This is a genomic window from Mycobacterium sp. 1245801.1, assembly GCF_001673055.1.
Taxonomy (GTDB): Bacteria; Actinomycetota; Actinomycetes; order Mycobacteriales; family Mycobacteriaceae; genus Mycobacterium; species Mycobacterium europaeum_A.
Genome location: NZ_LZKY01000063.1, coordinates 42756 through 55997, shown reverse-complemented (window position 1 = coordinate 55997; position 13242 = coordinate 42756). Strand labels below are relative to the sequence as shown.

Genomic DNA, 13242 nt, shown 5'->3' with positions numbered 1-13242 from the left:
ATCAACGGCAGGGCGGGATGGGGGTCTCAGTCCAGCGCGGCGGCGTGCCGCGCCAGGCGCTTGGCGCGTTCCATGTCGTAGTGCTTGCGGGTCACGAGCCGCTGTGCGAACAGTCCGCCGCCGGATTGCACGTTGGTCACCAGGTGCCAGCCGCCGTAGGAATCGGCGGTGGTGTCGCGGATGGCGTGGAACAGCTTGGCGCGGGCGTCGCCGGACACGTCGGCCGCTCCGGTCAGGTATTTGCGCAACTGGGGGCCGATGTCCGGGTTGTCCAGGTCCGCCATCGACGGTGTGGTGATCACCCCGCCGCCGGCGATGTCGTGCAGATGCCGGATCATCAAATTGAAGTTCGCCGCGCCTAGGTATTTGGTCGCGTTCGTGTACAGGTCGTCGGGATAGTAGTAGCCCTCGGGCGTGGTGTGGGCGTTGCTGATCGCGGCCTCCATGCCGGCCCGCAAGTTGGTGGCATGGATCATCATCTCGTCGATCTTCTCCCGGATGTGTGACACCCGTGCGGTCCCATTGGCTTCGGCCATCAACTGCGCCAGGCCCACCATCTCGTCGGCCTGTTCCACCATCACCGCGGTGCCGCCGAGGCGCTCCCACAGGCCCAGCGAGTGCGCGAAGATGCCGGCCTGTGCGGCAACGCCATCGAGGAACACGTGCTCGGTCGGGACGAACACGTCGTCGAAGATCACGAACCCGTCCGGCATGCTGCGCCGCGCGCTCACCGGGTAGTCGCGCTCGTCCCCGCCGCGGGCTTGCACGGTGCGGCTGATGACGTGCACCCCCGGGGCGTTGACCGGTACCGCGCACGCGATCGCGTAGTCCTCCTCCCCCGGCTTCATCGACTTGGTCGGCATCACCATCAGGTGATGGGCGAACGGTGCCGCGCTGATGTGAAGTTTCGCGCCGCGGATCACCACGCCGTCGTCGCGGCGCGCCACCACGCGCACGTACTGGTCGGCATCGTCCTGCGCGGCTGGCGCCTTGGATCGGTCGCCCTTGGAGTCGGTGATGCATTCGGCGATTCGGATGTCGTCCCGGCGGGCTTGTGCCACATAGGAGTTGATGCGGGCGACGTACTCGGGGTGGGCGTCGGCCAGCCGCGCCGCCGCCACCACGAGCGTCATGAGCGACTGGTAGGTGACGTTGAGCAGCAGGTCCATGCTGGTGAGGATCGGCACCCGGTCACGTAGTTCCGCGACGCTGCGCGGCGCCTCCACCAACGGGTTCACCGCGTCGCCGTCGGGCCGGTAGTACTGGTCGTATCCGGCGGCCACCGCGTCGAGCGCCGGCGCCAGCAGCGGATCGGTGTCCATGTCGGCGACCAGCTTGCCGTCCTGGTAGACCCGCCGTCCGTCGCGGAGTGAGTTCTTGTACTGCTCGCCGGTCATCATGGTCGGTGCGCTCTCCTCTATCGGCTGGTCCGCTGGTTGAAGGGTGTGTCACGGTCGGGGTCGGCCTCGCGGGGCAGCCCGAGCACGCGCTCGGCGATGATGTTGCGCTGGATCTCGGAGGTGCCCCCGGCGATGCAATACTTCTTCATCTCCAAGAATGACCGCGTGCCCGAAGGCATTTCGGTGTCGACGGGCCAGCCCATGGTGAGTTCGGGAAGCAGATCGACGCGGATGCGCCCCGCGCGCTCGTGCAGGTCGGCGCTGACGAGTTTGCGGATGGAGTCGATGGCCCCGGGGTTGCGGTCCGCGGCGACGCTGGCCCGAAAGCCGGCGCTCTGCAGTGCGCGTTCGTCGACGAGCATGTGCTGCAGGCGATCTCGCACATCGGCCCGTTGCCATGCGCCGCTGCGCACCGCCTCCGCGATGAGCTGGTCGGCCACGCCGGGGCCGACGACGGGAGGCCCGGTGAGGCTGTTGCGTTCCTGCATCAGGGTGCTGATGCCCACCTTCCAGCCGGCGTTGAGCGGACCCAGGCGGGCCGCGTCCGGCACTATGACGTCGGTCAGGAAGACCTCGTTGAATTCGGCGTCACCGGTCATCTGCCGAAGCGGCCGCACGTCCACTCCGAGCGTGCGCATGTCGAGCAGGAAATAGGTGATGCCGGCATGTTTGGGCAACGTCGGATCGGTGCGCGCCATCAACAGCCCGAAATCGGCCGTGTCGGCGAACGAACTCCAGATCTTCTGGCCGTTGATTAGCCAGCGGTCGTCATCGATACGCACGGCCGAGGTGGACAGCGACGCCAGATCCGATCCGGCGCCGGGCTCGCTGAACAGCTGACACCAGCGGTGATCGCCGCGGGCCAGCGGCCGCAGGTAGGTGTCTCGCTGCTCGTCGGTGCCCCACTGCAGAATGGTCGGACCCGCCAGCCATACGCCGACGAAGTCCTCCTCGGGCCGGTCGACACCGCGGCGGCGCAACTCCTCCACCGCGGCACCGCCTTCGTCGCGACCCAGGCCGCGGCCGCCGTATTCGGTCGGCCAGGTTGGTGTGGCCCAGCCGGCCTCGCCGAGGCGGCGATACCAATCTCGCTGCACCGCAGAGTATTTCTCGCCCGGCGGCGGCGGGGCGTGATCGCGCACGATCGCGTCGGTCAGGTTGTCGGCCAGCCAGCGGCGCAGCTCGTCGAGCGCCGGCGATTCGCCCCGGGCCTGATCGGATACGGTTTCCGTTGCGGTCGAACGGCTTTCGGCCACGGCCGTGCCGAGCCGGTGGCGGTGGGCCGACGGCGTCCCGAACAGGTACTGGTTGGCCTTGGCGCGGCGCAGGTACAGATGTGCGACGTGCTCCCAGGTGTAGCCGATTCCGCCGTGCAGCTGGATCATCTCGGCGGCGTTGTGCAGTGCGGCTTCCCCGCACGCGGCCGCGGCGACGCTGACGGCGAAGTCCGCGTCGGCCGCGCCGCCGGCCAGCTGCCGGATGGCATACCAGGCGCTGCCGGCGCACAATTCGGCCCGTACCGCGGCGTCCGCGAGGCGGTGCTTGAGGGCTTGGAACGCCCCGATCTGCCGGCCGAACTGCCGCCGATCCAACAGGTACTGCTTCGTCAGGGCGACGCACTGCTCGGCGAGCACGGCCTGCTCGGCGGCCAGCAGCGCCGTCGCGCGCAGCCGCACCCGGGCCAGGACCGCTTCGGCCGCCGCCACGGCACCGACCTGTCGGGCCGGTGCGCCGCTCAGCCGGAGATTGGCGAGGCCGCGGCTGGTGTCCAGGGTGGACAACCGCTCCCGGTCCACGCCGTCGGAGCCGGTGACGGCGTACAGCGTGGTGCCCCCGCCGGTGTCCGCAGCGACCAGGACGATCTGGGCGTCGGCGCCGTCGGGGACGTGGTGGAATTGGCCCGACACCACCCAGTTCGGCCCGTGCCGCTCGGCGTGGCCGGTGCCGTCGGCGAGGGTGGCGGTCAGCTCGCCGGCGACCAGGCCGGGCAGCAGTTCGGCGCACACGGCGTCGTCGCCGCAGGCCAGCAGCGCTTCGGCGGCCAGGCAGGCGGTGGGCAGGTAGGGCACCGCGCCCAGTTCCCGCGCGAGTTCTTCGCAGACGACGGCCTGTCCGTACAGCCCGGCGCCGCTGCCGCCGTACTGCTCCGGCACCGCGATGCCGAGCAGCCCCAATTCGGCCAGCTCGGCCCACCCCGCGCGGCGTGCGGCCGCAGCACCGACGTGCCGCGTCTCATGCAGCGGAAGGCGCTTGGCCACGAGTTTGCGCACCATGTCACGCAGGTCGTCGAGTTCGGAGGCAGACGACAGCGCGTCCAGCGAGACGGCCATTTTGTATACAGTAGGGCCGATTTGACGGGTGTCAATGTTCGATGGCCAGCACGGTATCGCCGTGCGCCGCTCGTTGTATGCAATCTCGGCCCGGAGCGCGGCGGGTGACAATGCCCGATGCCGCAGCCGGGGTCAGCCGGGAAAAGCGGTTTACGTCGCTGGTCGGTCCCGGCGGCCGGCCGGCTTCAAATACGGAAGAATGCCGGTGGCATGCGCACCGATCTACGGAAACGCACGGTAGTGGCACCCGGATATCTCTCGACTTGGACTTGAGACTTTGCGACCGAAGCGGCGTGCGCAATTCGATGGCTGCGCGTCAAATGCCACGGACCGCCTTTTCAGAGATGAGAAACGCGGCCACCACAATTCGTGGCGGAATTCAGGCCGGGGTGTTGCCGCTCGAGTAGAGCTTGAAGTTGCGGACCAGCGGAACGACCGGGTTGCCCGCTGCGGCGCGCTGGCGCGCGCGAAATGAGGGATGACGACGCATTGCCGCATTGCGTTCGCGTTCGCGACGCTGCGCGGCGGCCCATGCTGGATGGGACTGAAGGAAAATAACCGTGCCTTCTGGTGTATTCGCCACGATCGTCACTCCTCTCAGTACCACCCGCAAAAGCTACAACAGTGTGGTTATCGGATCGTGATTCCAGAATGCCCGCCGAATCCTGAGACCAAACCACCCGCCAAGGTGAGAATTGGCCGTGAATTTGCGCGCGTAATCCGTTGCCACTGCCGTGCTGTCGTCCACGCTGGTCCGACCGCGATCAGAACCATAGCGACGGGCACCGACAGAATTCCGTTTCAACCTCGTGCCCGGTGGGCTGCTAGGGTCCCTTGCTTATGCCGGAGATTGATCGCCGCCGCATGATCTTGACGACCGGGATCGGGGTGCTGGCAGCAGCGCTGCCCACCTCGAACGCCTGGGCCTCCCCTGCCAGACAGGACGAGCCTGCCGGCCGGATACCGCCGCCCGCCGCGCCCAGCGGCCAATCCGGGAACTACATCTTCTCGGACGAATTCGATGGTCCGGCGGGGTCGGCCCCCGACGCGTCGAAGTGGGCGGTGGCCAAAGCCCGCGAGACGATCAAGGACCCGACCTATTGGGAGCTGCCCGAGCACATCGGGCAGTACCGCGACGATCGCCGCAACGTGTTCGTGGACGGGAATTCCAACCTGGTGCTGCGCGCCGCCAAGGACGGCCCCACCTACTTCAGCGGCAAGGTGCAGAGCCTGTGGCGCGGCGGCGTCGGCCACACCTGGGAGGCCCGGATCAAGTTGAACTGCCTGACCGCGGGCGCCTGGCCCGCGTACTGGCTCGGCAACGACGATCAGGGCGAGATCGACGTCATGGAGTGGTACGGCAACGGCAAGTGGCCGTCGGCCACCACCGTGCACGCCAAGGCCAACGGCGGCGAATGGAAGACGCACAACATCGCGGTGGACAGCGCCTGGCATACCTGGCGCACGCAGTGGGACGAGGCGGGCATCCGGTTCTGGAAGGACTACACCGAGGGCGCCGCGCCCTACTTCGACGTGCCGGCGAGTTCGCTGCCGGACTGGCCGTTCAACGGTGCGGGCTACACGGTCTATCCGGTCTTCAACCTGGCGGTGGCCGGATCGGGCGGGGAAGACCCGGGCCCGGGCAGCTACCCCGCCGACATGCTCGTCGACTGGATTCGCGTCTGGTAGGGCGGCGCGCCCTCAGTGCGTCAGCAGCGCGACCGCCGTCGTCGGCCTGCCACCCGGACGGCGCAAATCCGATCGCAGCCAGGCGAACGGGCGCATGAAGATCGGTAGTCGGCCGAACCGTTTGGCGGCCACCAGCAGCGATTCCGCTTCGACGGCTCGCCAGCCGAGGTCTTCGAAGAAGGCCAACCCGTTTTCGGGCGCGAACTTGAAGGGTGCGTTTTCCGAAATCCCGGCGACGTTCTTGTTGATCCGCTCTTTGAGACCGGGAAAGGCGAAATCGATCATCCACCAGGTGACCTCGGGTCGCTTGATCGCACCTGAAATGGCGGCGACGTCGGAGGCCTCCAGGTACATCGACAGCCCCTCGGTCAGCACGAAGGCCTTCGTCGCGCCGGCCAGCGCCTCGTCGAGGAAGGCGTCCCGGGCGTGTGGGTCGGCGAGGTCGACCGCGACGCGGTTCAGCCGGCAGCGCGGTGTCTGATCGGCGAGGATTTGCGTCTTTTCGGCGAGCAGCTTGGGTAGGTCGGCCTCGATCCAGGTCAGATCGGGTGGGAGCTCCAAGCGATAGGGCCGCGTGTCCAGGCCGGCGGCCAGGTTCAGGACGCGGTCACAGCCCTGGGCGAGTGCGGCTGCGATGGCATCGTCGATGAGCTTGGTCCGTGCGACCAGCCACCAACCGCTGCGGTCCGTCCAGGGAACTCCCGCGACGATCGCGCGGCCGTGCTCTCCCGCGAGACGTTCGGCGAGCGGGTCGCTGAACAGCGCGTCGGGGCGCAGCGTTTCGGTTGCCCGGTGCAACGCCGTCCACCGGGCGGTATCGGAAACATGGGTGATCGTGTGCCCTGGACCAGACATACGTTGCGTTATAGCAGTACCGGCGCCGCCCTATTGGCCGGCCCTGCCTCCCGCGAACCACGCGGCGGTCACCCCACGGGTCGCGGGCGGTGGAAGAACGGCGTCGGGCGCGCCGAGGCGACCGACTTTGACGGTCCACGCCGACGACGAGCGATCGATGCAGGATCCGGCACCCTGACTGGGCAGCCACAGCACGGCCAGGTCACTACCGGCGCCGCCGCATCCGTAGACGCCGACGTACCCATCGGCGCGCCCGCCCCACGCGCCACCGTTGCGCAGCAGGCAGCGGGTGCCGTCGTCGAGGGTGAGCGCGAACGGGTCCGGGTCGGCGGTCGGGTGCACGGGCGGAAGGTGACCGTCGAAGGTGACCCGGTGCATTTGCATGTCCCACGGATTGTCCACGCACAGAAGCGATCCCGGCGTGGAGGGCCAGCATGTGCCGGCTCCGGCCGCGCTCGGCGAACAGTAGTAGACGTTGTCGGCCACCGCCGACGGCGACGGTTCCGAGCAGTCGCTCGCCTGCCCGACGTTGCCCGGCCCGGACGCCACGTGGTAGCCGTTGATCGCTTCACCGCTGGGCCCGACGGCCATCACCGTGATCGACTGGGTGGGCGGCGGATCCGCCGCCGCGGGCCCGGCCGCCGCCGTTGACAGCGTCGGCAGGGCGAGCGCGGCAACGGTGAAGATCCGGGCCACACAGCGCGTCACGTTCATCGAGCCAACCCCTTCGTCAGGCCCCCTCCTCCAGGGTAGGACGCGCCGTGGATTCGGCGGGCCGGTTTGGGCGGCGACGCGTGATTGGGATCGGTAGCCGCGGGCCGGGGCTGTACTTGCTGCCATGACGCCGCCAAGGAGGTGGCGACCCAGGAAAGGAAGACAGCAAATGAACATCGTGCCGACCAGCATCCAAGAGCAGATCAACCGCGTCGATCGGCAGCGCAGCCTGTACATCGGGATCAGCACCGGGCTGCTTGCGCTCTGGAGCGTCTACCGACTGATCTGGATGCTCTACCTCGGAATGACTTTCGGCTGGTTCTTCGGCGCGATGGCCTTCCAGGTGGTGTTGTGGGGTGTGATCGGCACGGCCGCCGCGGTGGCCTCCGTCGGATTCCTCACCCGCTACAACAAGGGATCTTGACTCGTCTGACGGCCGTCGGAGAAGTCCCGGACCTGGTACGGGTCCGGGACTTTCCGTTGTGGCGCAATTGCTTTAGAGCTGAGCCCAGACCGACTTCGTCTTGAGGTAGATCTCGAGGCCCTCTTTGCCGAACTCGTGACCCCAGCCGGACTGCTTGTACCCGCCAAACGGGACATCGTGGTCGAACACCAGCTGGCAGTTGACCTGCACGCTGCCGGCCTGCAGTCGGCGCATGATCCGGTGGGCCCGACCGAGGTTCTCCGTCCAGGCGGTGGCCGCCAAGCCGTAGGTGGTGTCGTTGGCCAGCGCCACCGCCTCGTCTTCGTCGTCGAACGGCAGGATGGTGACCACCGGACCGAAGATCTCCTGCTGGTAGAGCCGCATGCTGGTGTCGACGTTGGTGAGCACCGTCGGGTGGACGAAGTAGCCCCTGCGGTCCAGCCGGTGGCCGCCGGTGACCACCTCGACGCCGTCGCTGCGGCCTTCGTCGATGAAGCCCATGACCCGGTTCAGCTGCTTCTGGCTGATCAGCGGCCCGCTGACACAGCCCTCCTCGCTGGGGGCGCCCAACTTGAACGAATTCGCCATCATCGCAATGCCTTCCACGACCCGGTCGTAGACGCCGCGCTGGGCGAAGATGCGCGACCCGCATACGCAGCCCTGGCCGGAGTGCACGAAGATGCCCAGCGACGCCATCATGATGGCGTTGTCCAGGTTCGCGTCGTCGAAGATCAGCACCGGCGACTTCCCGCCGAGTTCGAGCGTGACCTTCTTCAGGTTGTCGGCGGAGGCCCGCACGATCTCCTTGCCGACTTCGGTCGAGCCGGTGAAGGCCACCTTCTCGACATCGGGGTGCGCGGTGATCGCGGCGCCGGCGGTGTGGCCGTATCCGGTCAGCAGGTTGACCACCCCCTCGGGCACCCCGGCCTCGTGGATGAGCCGGTCCAGCAGCAGCGCCGACAGCGGGGTCTCCTCGGCCGGCTTGACGAGCAGGCTGCCGCCCGCCGCCAGGGCCGGTGCCAGCTTCGCGCTGGCGTTGAAGATGGGGCCGTTCCACGGAAAGATCAGTCCCACAACGCTGTACGGCTCCTTCAGCGTGTAGGCGTGCATGTTGACGTAGTTGTCGGTGGCGATGCCGTCGGTCTTCACGTCGTAGGCGACGCCGTTGATCTTCGAACACCAACCGGCGTAGTAGCGGAAGAACTCCGAGCAGGTCGACATCTGCAATTGGGCCTGCAGCAACGGCATGCCGGTGTTGAGCGAGTCCAGTTGGGCGAACTCCTCGGCGTGCTCGTCGATCAGTTCGCCGATCCGCCACAAGATCTTGGCCCGCTCGCGGCCCGGCAGCTCCGCCCAGACGCCGGACTCGAAGGTCGCCTTCGCTTTGGCCGCTGCGTCATTGACCGCTTCCTGCCCGCAGTCGGTGAACTCGGTGATCGTCTCCTCGGTCGCGGGATCGATGACCGCGATGACGTCCCCCGTTCCGGGGCGCTTGCGAATGTCGTCCAATACCGCCTGCACCGTCATCTGATCCCTTTCGTCTTGCCAGTCGTGGCGCCCCGGCGCCCCGTGCGCTCAGTGCTGAGCACTTGCTTAGCATTGTGCACACGGCTGGTCAAGCATCCGCACGCGGATGGGCTCAGCGCGATTCCTGGATGCGGATGAGGTTTCCGGCGGGATCGCGGACGGCGCAGTCGCGAAGCCCATACGGCTGGTCGGTGGGTTCTTGGACGATGTCGACGTCGCCGGCCTGCAGCCGTTCGAAGGTGCCGTCGAGATCCTTGGTGGCCAGCAGCAGCGTGGCGTAGCTGCCCTTGGCCATCATCTCGGCGATGGTGCGGCGCTCCTCGTCGGTGATGCCGGGATTGGCGGCCGGCGGGTTCAAGACGATGGACGTGTCCGGCTGGTTTGGCGGACCCACCGTGATCCAGCGCATCGTGCCCTTCCCGACGTCCAGACGAACTTCAAAGCCGAGGACGTCGCGATAGAAGGCGAGCGATGATTCCGGGTCCGTGTGGGGAAGGAAACTCGAGTGAATGGTGATGTCCATGCGGTCAGGTTAGGTGCGGTCCGATGGCGGCTGCTTCTCGATTCCTGATCGGTCTGGTCACCTGTTTGACCACGCATGGCGGCATGCCCGCCAGCGCGTCAGCAGCCTGGCGGCGGTAGGTGCTGGGCGGCACACCGACCAATTCGGTGAATCGGGTGCTGAAGGTGCCCAGCGACGAGCAGCCGACCGCGAAGCAGACCTCGGTCACGCTCAGGTCGCCCCGGCGCAGCAGCGCCATCGCCCGCTCAATGCGACGCGTCATCAAATACGAATACGGCGATTCGCCGTAGGCACGCCGGAATTCGCGGCTGAGGTGGCCGGCGGACATGTGCACCCCGCGCGCGAGCGCTTCGACGTCCAACGGCTGCCGGTAGTCCCGGTCGATGCGGTCCCGAACGCGGCGCAACAGGACCAGGGTGCGCAGGCGCTGCGCTGCGGCGTCCGGTGTGTTGGTCACCTACGTGATGCTGCCACCCCGACCTGTTGAGGGCGCACCTCTCTCGGGGTGTTTCGTCCTCAGGCCATTGTGGCGCTGCGCCAGGCCAGCGGGTTCAGCCCGCGGTAGGGGTCCTGCCCGCGCAGCCGGAGCAGGTCGGCCAGGATGGCTTCCAACTGCAGCCGGGCCCGCTCCCTGACGATATCCACCCACTGTTCGTTTTCGACGCCGAGCGGCGTCGTGGTGTCGATCGCAGGGCCGAACCGCAGATACATCCGCTGCGGGCGCGGGATGAGCGTCGGCCCGATCCCCCGCAGCCACGGCATCGCCATGTCCTCCCGGCCATTCAATCGCCGGCTCAGGGCCGCACTGACTTTCGCGTATGCGCTGTCGCGGGTGGTCCAACTGCGATACACGTCGTCGCCCCCGACCAGGCCGACCGGCACGATCGGGTAGCCATTTTCGACCGAAAGGCGGGCGAAGCCCGAGCGCCCTTGCCAGCGCAGCGTGTACTCCTCGCCTTTGAATTTCGCGATCTCGCCTCCGCCGCCGGGGAACACCAGGATGGTTTCGTCGTGGCGCATCAGTTCACGCGCATTCTCGGGTGCGCCGATCACGCCGCCGAACGCCGCCATCAGATCGGCGGGCAATCCGCGCAGCCGCCCGAAATTCCGGTCGGCCAGTGGCCGTACCCGCGTTCCGATGCTGCGCCGCACCGCATCCGCAATCAGAAAGACCTCGGAGCCGAGCTGAGTGTGGTTGCCCACCAACAGGAATCGCCCGTCCGGCGGCAGATTCTCCAGCCCGTCGACGTACGGACGGGACAGGTTCAGCACGGGGTGCAGCCCATCGGTCACCGCATCGAGCACCCGGCGCAGCGCCCGGACACGCTCGCCGGGGTCGGTGATGGCGACGAGATCGGGTCCGTCACTCATGGTCGGCGGGTCCCTCCGGACGCGAGAACACGACGGCGTGCGACGGCATCCCGCGTCGCCGCGGCGAAGCCAACACCTGCATCCGGATGTCGGGGCCGGCGCTGTGGCCGAGGGCCTCGAGCGCCGACGTGCTGTAGGCCCGCAACGCGCTGATGAACCCGTCGTGCAGGCACGGGTGTATCCACGACCACGGCAACAGCACCAGGTTCACCGGCAGCGTCACCACCGGAAACAGCAACGTGGCCAACGGACTTCGCCTCTTGAGGTCGATGACCAAGAACCGCTTGCCTACCCGGGTGGCCTCGGCGATGGCACGACAAGCCACTGCCGGCGACAGGTGGTGAAACGCCATCGCGAACACCACCAGGTCATAGCTGTCGTCCGCGGCGTCGATCGCCGTCGCGTCGATCAGTTTTGCCTGCGCGCGTGGATGAGCGCCGAGCGCACCGGCGCCGATGTTGGCCACCGAGGTCGCGTCCACATCCGAGACGGTGACCGTCGCCGTGGGGTGCAGCTCCAGAATTTTGGCGGACAGTTTGCCGTGACCCGCGCCCAGTTCCAGGACGCGGGGGTTGGCGATGTCGGCCACGACATCCAGGGCCATCCGCGCGAACGTCTTGCTGGTTGGTCAGCGTGCCGATGCGATCCAGCATCCCGATGACCTTCTGCTTGACCTCGTCGGCGACGTCCTCGCGATCGAGGTACTCCGGCGTATTGGTCTCGAACCGGCGATCCAGCCACGACGCATCGGGTCCGCCCCGCGGCATCGTCGCGACCGCAGCTTGATCGAGTGTTCTGGCCGTTCCCATCGCCCCGTCTCCTTTGCGCTTTGCGGTGTGCTCCCACCACCGTAACAAACGAACCAGTTCGTCCGCCTATGATGAGTCTGTGAGGACCACCACTGAGCTGCGCGGCGAAATTCTCGCCGCCGCTCGCGCGGAATTCGCGCAATACGGATTGGCGGGCGCCCGGATCGACCGCATCGCGCGGGCCGCCAGTGCCAGCAAGGAACGTTTGTACGCGCATTTCGGCGACAAGGAGACCCTGTTCCGCGATGTGGTCGCCGCTGACGGCGCGGAGTTCTTCCGCGCCGTTCAGGTGCGCCCCGACGCGGTCCCCGAGTTCGTCGGTGACATTTTCGATCTCGCCCAGAACCGGCCGGAACACCTGCGGATGATCACCTGGGCGCGGCTGGAGGGCTTTCCGCTCGACAAGCCCGAGTTCGACGGCGAGTCCCCGCCCGACAGGGCGGTCGCGGCGCTGGAACGCGCCCGCCTAGACGGTCACGTCGATCCGTCGTGGGACCCGAGGCAGCTGCTGGTGCTGCTGTTCGGCATCGGGCTGGCCTGGGCCCACTGGCCCGACCCCGACGCGGCGACCACGGACGCGGACGTCATCGCACGCCGCCGCGCCGCCGCGGTGGAGGCCGCGGCCCGGCTTATCCAGGGCCGAGCCTGATGTGTTCGCCGATAATGTTGTGCCGCAACCGGTTAGACGCCAACGAGCTCCGGGTGGTACTTGGCCGCCATGCGACGGATTCCGTCGCGCCAGTCGACCGAGGTGCCGCCGATGAGCTCGTGCATCCGGTCGATGGTGGTGGGATTGCCGCGTAGCGCTTGCTCGCTCGGCTCGAAGACCGGTTCGGCGCCGATTAGGGACCCGAGGTAGTCGCACCACTCCTGCAAGCTGACGGTCTGGTCTCCGCACCAGTTGACCGTGGTCGCCGGGACCGACGCGGCCTCGAGCAGCTTGGGGATGGTGGCGATGATGTCGTCCTCGTGAATGGGGTTGTAGCGCGCGGGCTCACCGGGCGGGACGGGAATCGGGATGCCGCCCAGCATCATCTCCATGTGATAGAACGGCCAACCACCGTTGTTACCGTAGGGAACGTTGAGCCGCGCGATCGTGGTGGGCAGGCCGAGAATGCGAGCCGCCGACCGGGCCACCACTTCCCCGGCGATCTTGGAAATGGAATAGGTCGGAAAGAGTGGCTTGTGGTTGTCGCCCAGGGCGGACCGCTCGCTGCGCGGCTCGTCGTCCGGCGGGTCGTAGACGGCCGCCGACGAGCAATGCAGGAAGGCCTTTGCGGTGCGACAGTGGGCCATCAGCAGGCCGACCGACTCCGCGTTGGCCGCAAGGTCCTTGTCCCAGCTTCCGCTCTTGGCCACCGCCAGGTTGAGGACATAGTCGAAATCGGTTGGCACACCGGTGAAGTCGCCGGCCGCGAGATTCACCTTCTCGCAACGGATTCCGGCCTTCTCGAGGCCTTCACGCGCGGCGGTGTCGGTGAACCGGGCGATCCCCCAGACCTCGTTGTCGCCGGCAAGCGCCCGGGCGATCGGGGTGGCGATTTGACCGGTCGGGCCGGTGATCAGGATTTTTGCGCCGCGCATGGGCGCAATGGTATGC

The 13242-nt window shown here is 67.6% G+C and carries 13 protein-coding genes and 1 pseudogene; 3 read left to right on the top strand and 11 right to left on the bottom strand.

The window, feature by feature from the left end; genetic code table 11:
• Positions 1-26: 26 nt before the first annotated feature.
• From A5622_RS03660 to A5622_RS28870, 3 genes are all read right to left on the bottom strand, one after another.
• A complete protein-coding gene (locus A5622_RS03660) occupies positions 27-1400 on the bottom strand; it encodes a 4-hydroxyphenylacetate 3-hydroxylase N-terminal domain-containing protein (protein ID WP_066876729.1) in 1374 nt (457 codons plus the stop codon).
• A gap of 17 nt (positions 1401-1417) precedes the next feature.
• Positions 1418-3730 (bottom strand): acyl-CoA dehydrogenase, encoded by a 2313-nt coding sequence (locus A5622_RS03655; protein ID WP_066876728.1) that lies wholly within the window; start codon positions 3728-3730, stop codon positions 1418-1420.
• Between the two features lie 379 nt (positions 3731-4109).
• Positions 4110-4322: a hypothetical protein gene (locus A5622_RS28870; protein WP_156749290.1), complete on the bottom strand. Its 213-nt coding sequence runs from the start codon at positions 4320-4322 to the stop codon at positions 4110-4112.
• Positions 4323-4570: 248 nt separating this feature from the next.
• Between A5622_RS28870 and A5622_RS03650 the strand changes: the two genes are divergently transcribed.
• Positions 4571-5419: a family 16 glycosylhydrolase gene (locus tag A5622_RS03650; protein ID WP_066876724.1), complete on the top strand. Its 849-nt coding sequence runs from the start codon at positions 4571-4573 to the stop codon at positions 5417-5419.
• A 12-nt stretch (positions 5420-5431) separates the two neighbouring features.
• Here A5622_RS03650 and A5622_RS03645 read toward each other — a convergent pair whose 3' ends face one another.
• Together A5622_RS03645 and A5622_RS03640 are read right to left on the bottom strand one after the other, a co-directional pair.
• Entirely contained in the window at positions 5432-6274 is an 843-nt protein-coding gene (locus A5622_RS03645) for an SAM-dependent methyltransferase (RefSeq protein WP_066876720.1), read from the bottom strand.
• A gap of 30 nt (positions 6275-6304) precedes the next feature.
• On the bottom strand, positions 6305-6988 hold the full coding sequence (locus A5622_RS03640) for a hypothetical protein (protein ID WP_066876716.1): 684 nt from the start codon (positions 6986-6988) through the stop codon (positions 6305-6307).
• Positions 6989-7157: 169 nt separating this feature from the next.
• Here A5622_RS03640 and A5622_RS03635 point away from each other — a divergent pair, with 169 nt between their 5' ends.
• Positions 7158-7412 carry a hypothetical protein gene (locus tag A5622_RS03635; RefSeq protein WP_066863208.1) on the top strand — a complete coding sequence of 85 codons (255 nt, stop codon included), beginning with the start codon at positions 7158-7160 and terminating at the stop codon, positions 7410-7412.
• A gap of 72 nt (positions 7413-7484) precedes the next feature.
• Here A5622_RS03635 and A5622_RS03630 read toward each other — a convergent pair whose 3' ends face one another.
• The 5 genes and pseudogenes from A5622_RS03630 to A5622_RS03610 form a co-directional block, all read right to left on the bottom strand.
• Positions 7485-8939 (bottom strand): aldehyde dehydrogenase, encoded by a 1455-nt coding sequence (locus tag A5622_RS03630; RefSeq protein ID WP_066876715.1) that lies wholly within the window; start codon positions 8937-8939, stop codon positions 7485-7487.
• A 112-nt stretch (positions 8940-9051) separates the two neighbouring features.
• Complete coding sequence (locus A5622_RS03625; RefSeq protein WP_066876714.1) at positions 9052-9462, bottom strand: VOC family protein; 411 nt, start codon at positions 9460-9462, stop codon at positions 9052-9054.
• Positions 9463-9466: 4 nt separating this feature from the next.
• On the bottom strand, positions 9467-9919 hold the full coding sequence (locus A5622_RS03620; protein WP_066863218.1) for a helix-turn-helix transcriptional regulator: 453 nt from the start codon (positions 9917-9919) through the stop codon (positions 9467-9469).
• A gap of 59 nt (positions 9920-9978) precedes the next feature.
• The gene (locus A5622_RS03615) at positions 9979-10833 is read right to left on the bottom strand and encodes a lysophospholipid acyltransferase family protein (protein ID WP_066876713.1); all 855 of its coding nucleotides are present in this window, start codon (positions 10831-10833) and stop codon (positions 9979-9981) included.
• A pseudogene (locus tag A5622_RS03610) lies at positions 10826-11642 on the bottom strand (class I SAM-dependent methyltransferase). The gene A5622_RS03615 and the pseudogene A5622_RS03610 overlap by 8 nt, the downstream one beginning before the upstream one ends.
• A 79-nt stretch (positions 11643-11721) precedes the next feature.
• Between A5622_RS03610 and A5622_RS03605 the strand changes: the two are divergent.
• Complete coding sequence (locus A5622_RS03605) at positions 11722-12291, top strand: TetR family transcriptional regulator (protein ID WP_066876712.1); 570 nt, start codon at positions 11722-11724, stop codon at positions 12289-12291.
• Positions 12292-12323: 32 nt separating this feature from the next.
• Here the strand turns inward: A5622_RS03605 and A5622_RS03600 are convergent, their stop codons facing one another.
• Positions 12324-13226 carry an NAD(P)-dependent oxidoreductase gene (locus A5622_RS03600; protein WP_066876711.1) on the bottom strand — a complete coding sequence of 301 codons (903 nt, stop codon included), beginning with the start codon at positions 13224-13226 and terminating at the stop codon, positions 12324-12326.
• Positions 13227-13242 lie beyond the last annotated feature (16 nt).

What these genes read in the sequence shown, in the direction of transcription:
- A5622_RS03660 (WP_066876729.1), bottom strand. Translation starts at nt 1,400, where the DNA reads ATGATGACCGGCGAGCAGTACAAGAACTCACTCCGCGACGGACGGCGG.
- A5622_RS03655 (WP_066876728.1), bottom strand. Translation starts at nt 3,730, where the DNA reads ATGGCCGTCTCGCTGGACGCGCTGTCGTCTGCCTCCGAACTCGACGAC.
- A5622_RS03650 (WP_066876724.1), top strand. Translation starts at nt 4,571, where the DNA reads ATGCCGGAGATTGATCGCCGCCGCATGATCTTGACGACCGGGATCGGG.
- A5622_RS03645 (WP_066876720.1), bottom strand. Translation starts at nt 6,274, where the DNA reads ATGTCTGGTCCAGGGCACACGATCACCCATGTTTCCGATACCGCCCGG.
- A5622_RS03640 (WP_066876716.1), bottom strand. Translation starts at nt 6,988, where the DNA reads ATGAACGTGACGCGCTGTGTGGCCCGGATCTTCACCGTTGCCGCGCTC.
- A5622_RS03635 (WP_066863208.1), top strand. Translation starts at nt 7,158, where the DNA reads ATGAACATCGTGCCGACCAGCATCCAAGAGCAGATCAACCGCGTCGAT.
- A5622_RS03630 (WP_066876715.1), bottom strand. Translation starts at nt 8,939, where the DNA reads ATGACGGTGCAGGCGGTATTGGACGACATTCGCAAGCGCCCCGGAACG.
- A5622_RS03625 (WP_066876714.1), bottom strand. Translation starts at nt 9,462, where the DNA reads ATGGACATCACCATTCACTCGAGTTTCCTTCCCCACACGGACCCGGAA.
- A5622_RS03615 (WP_066876713.1), bottom strand. Translation starts at nt 10,833, where the DNA reads ATGAGTGACGGACCCGATCTCGTCGCCATCACCGACCCCGGCGAGCGT.
- A5622_RS03600 (WP_066876711.1), bottom strand. Translation starts at nt 13,226, where the DNA reads ATGCGCGGCGCAAAAATCCTGATCACCGGCCCGACCGGTCAAATCGCC.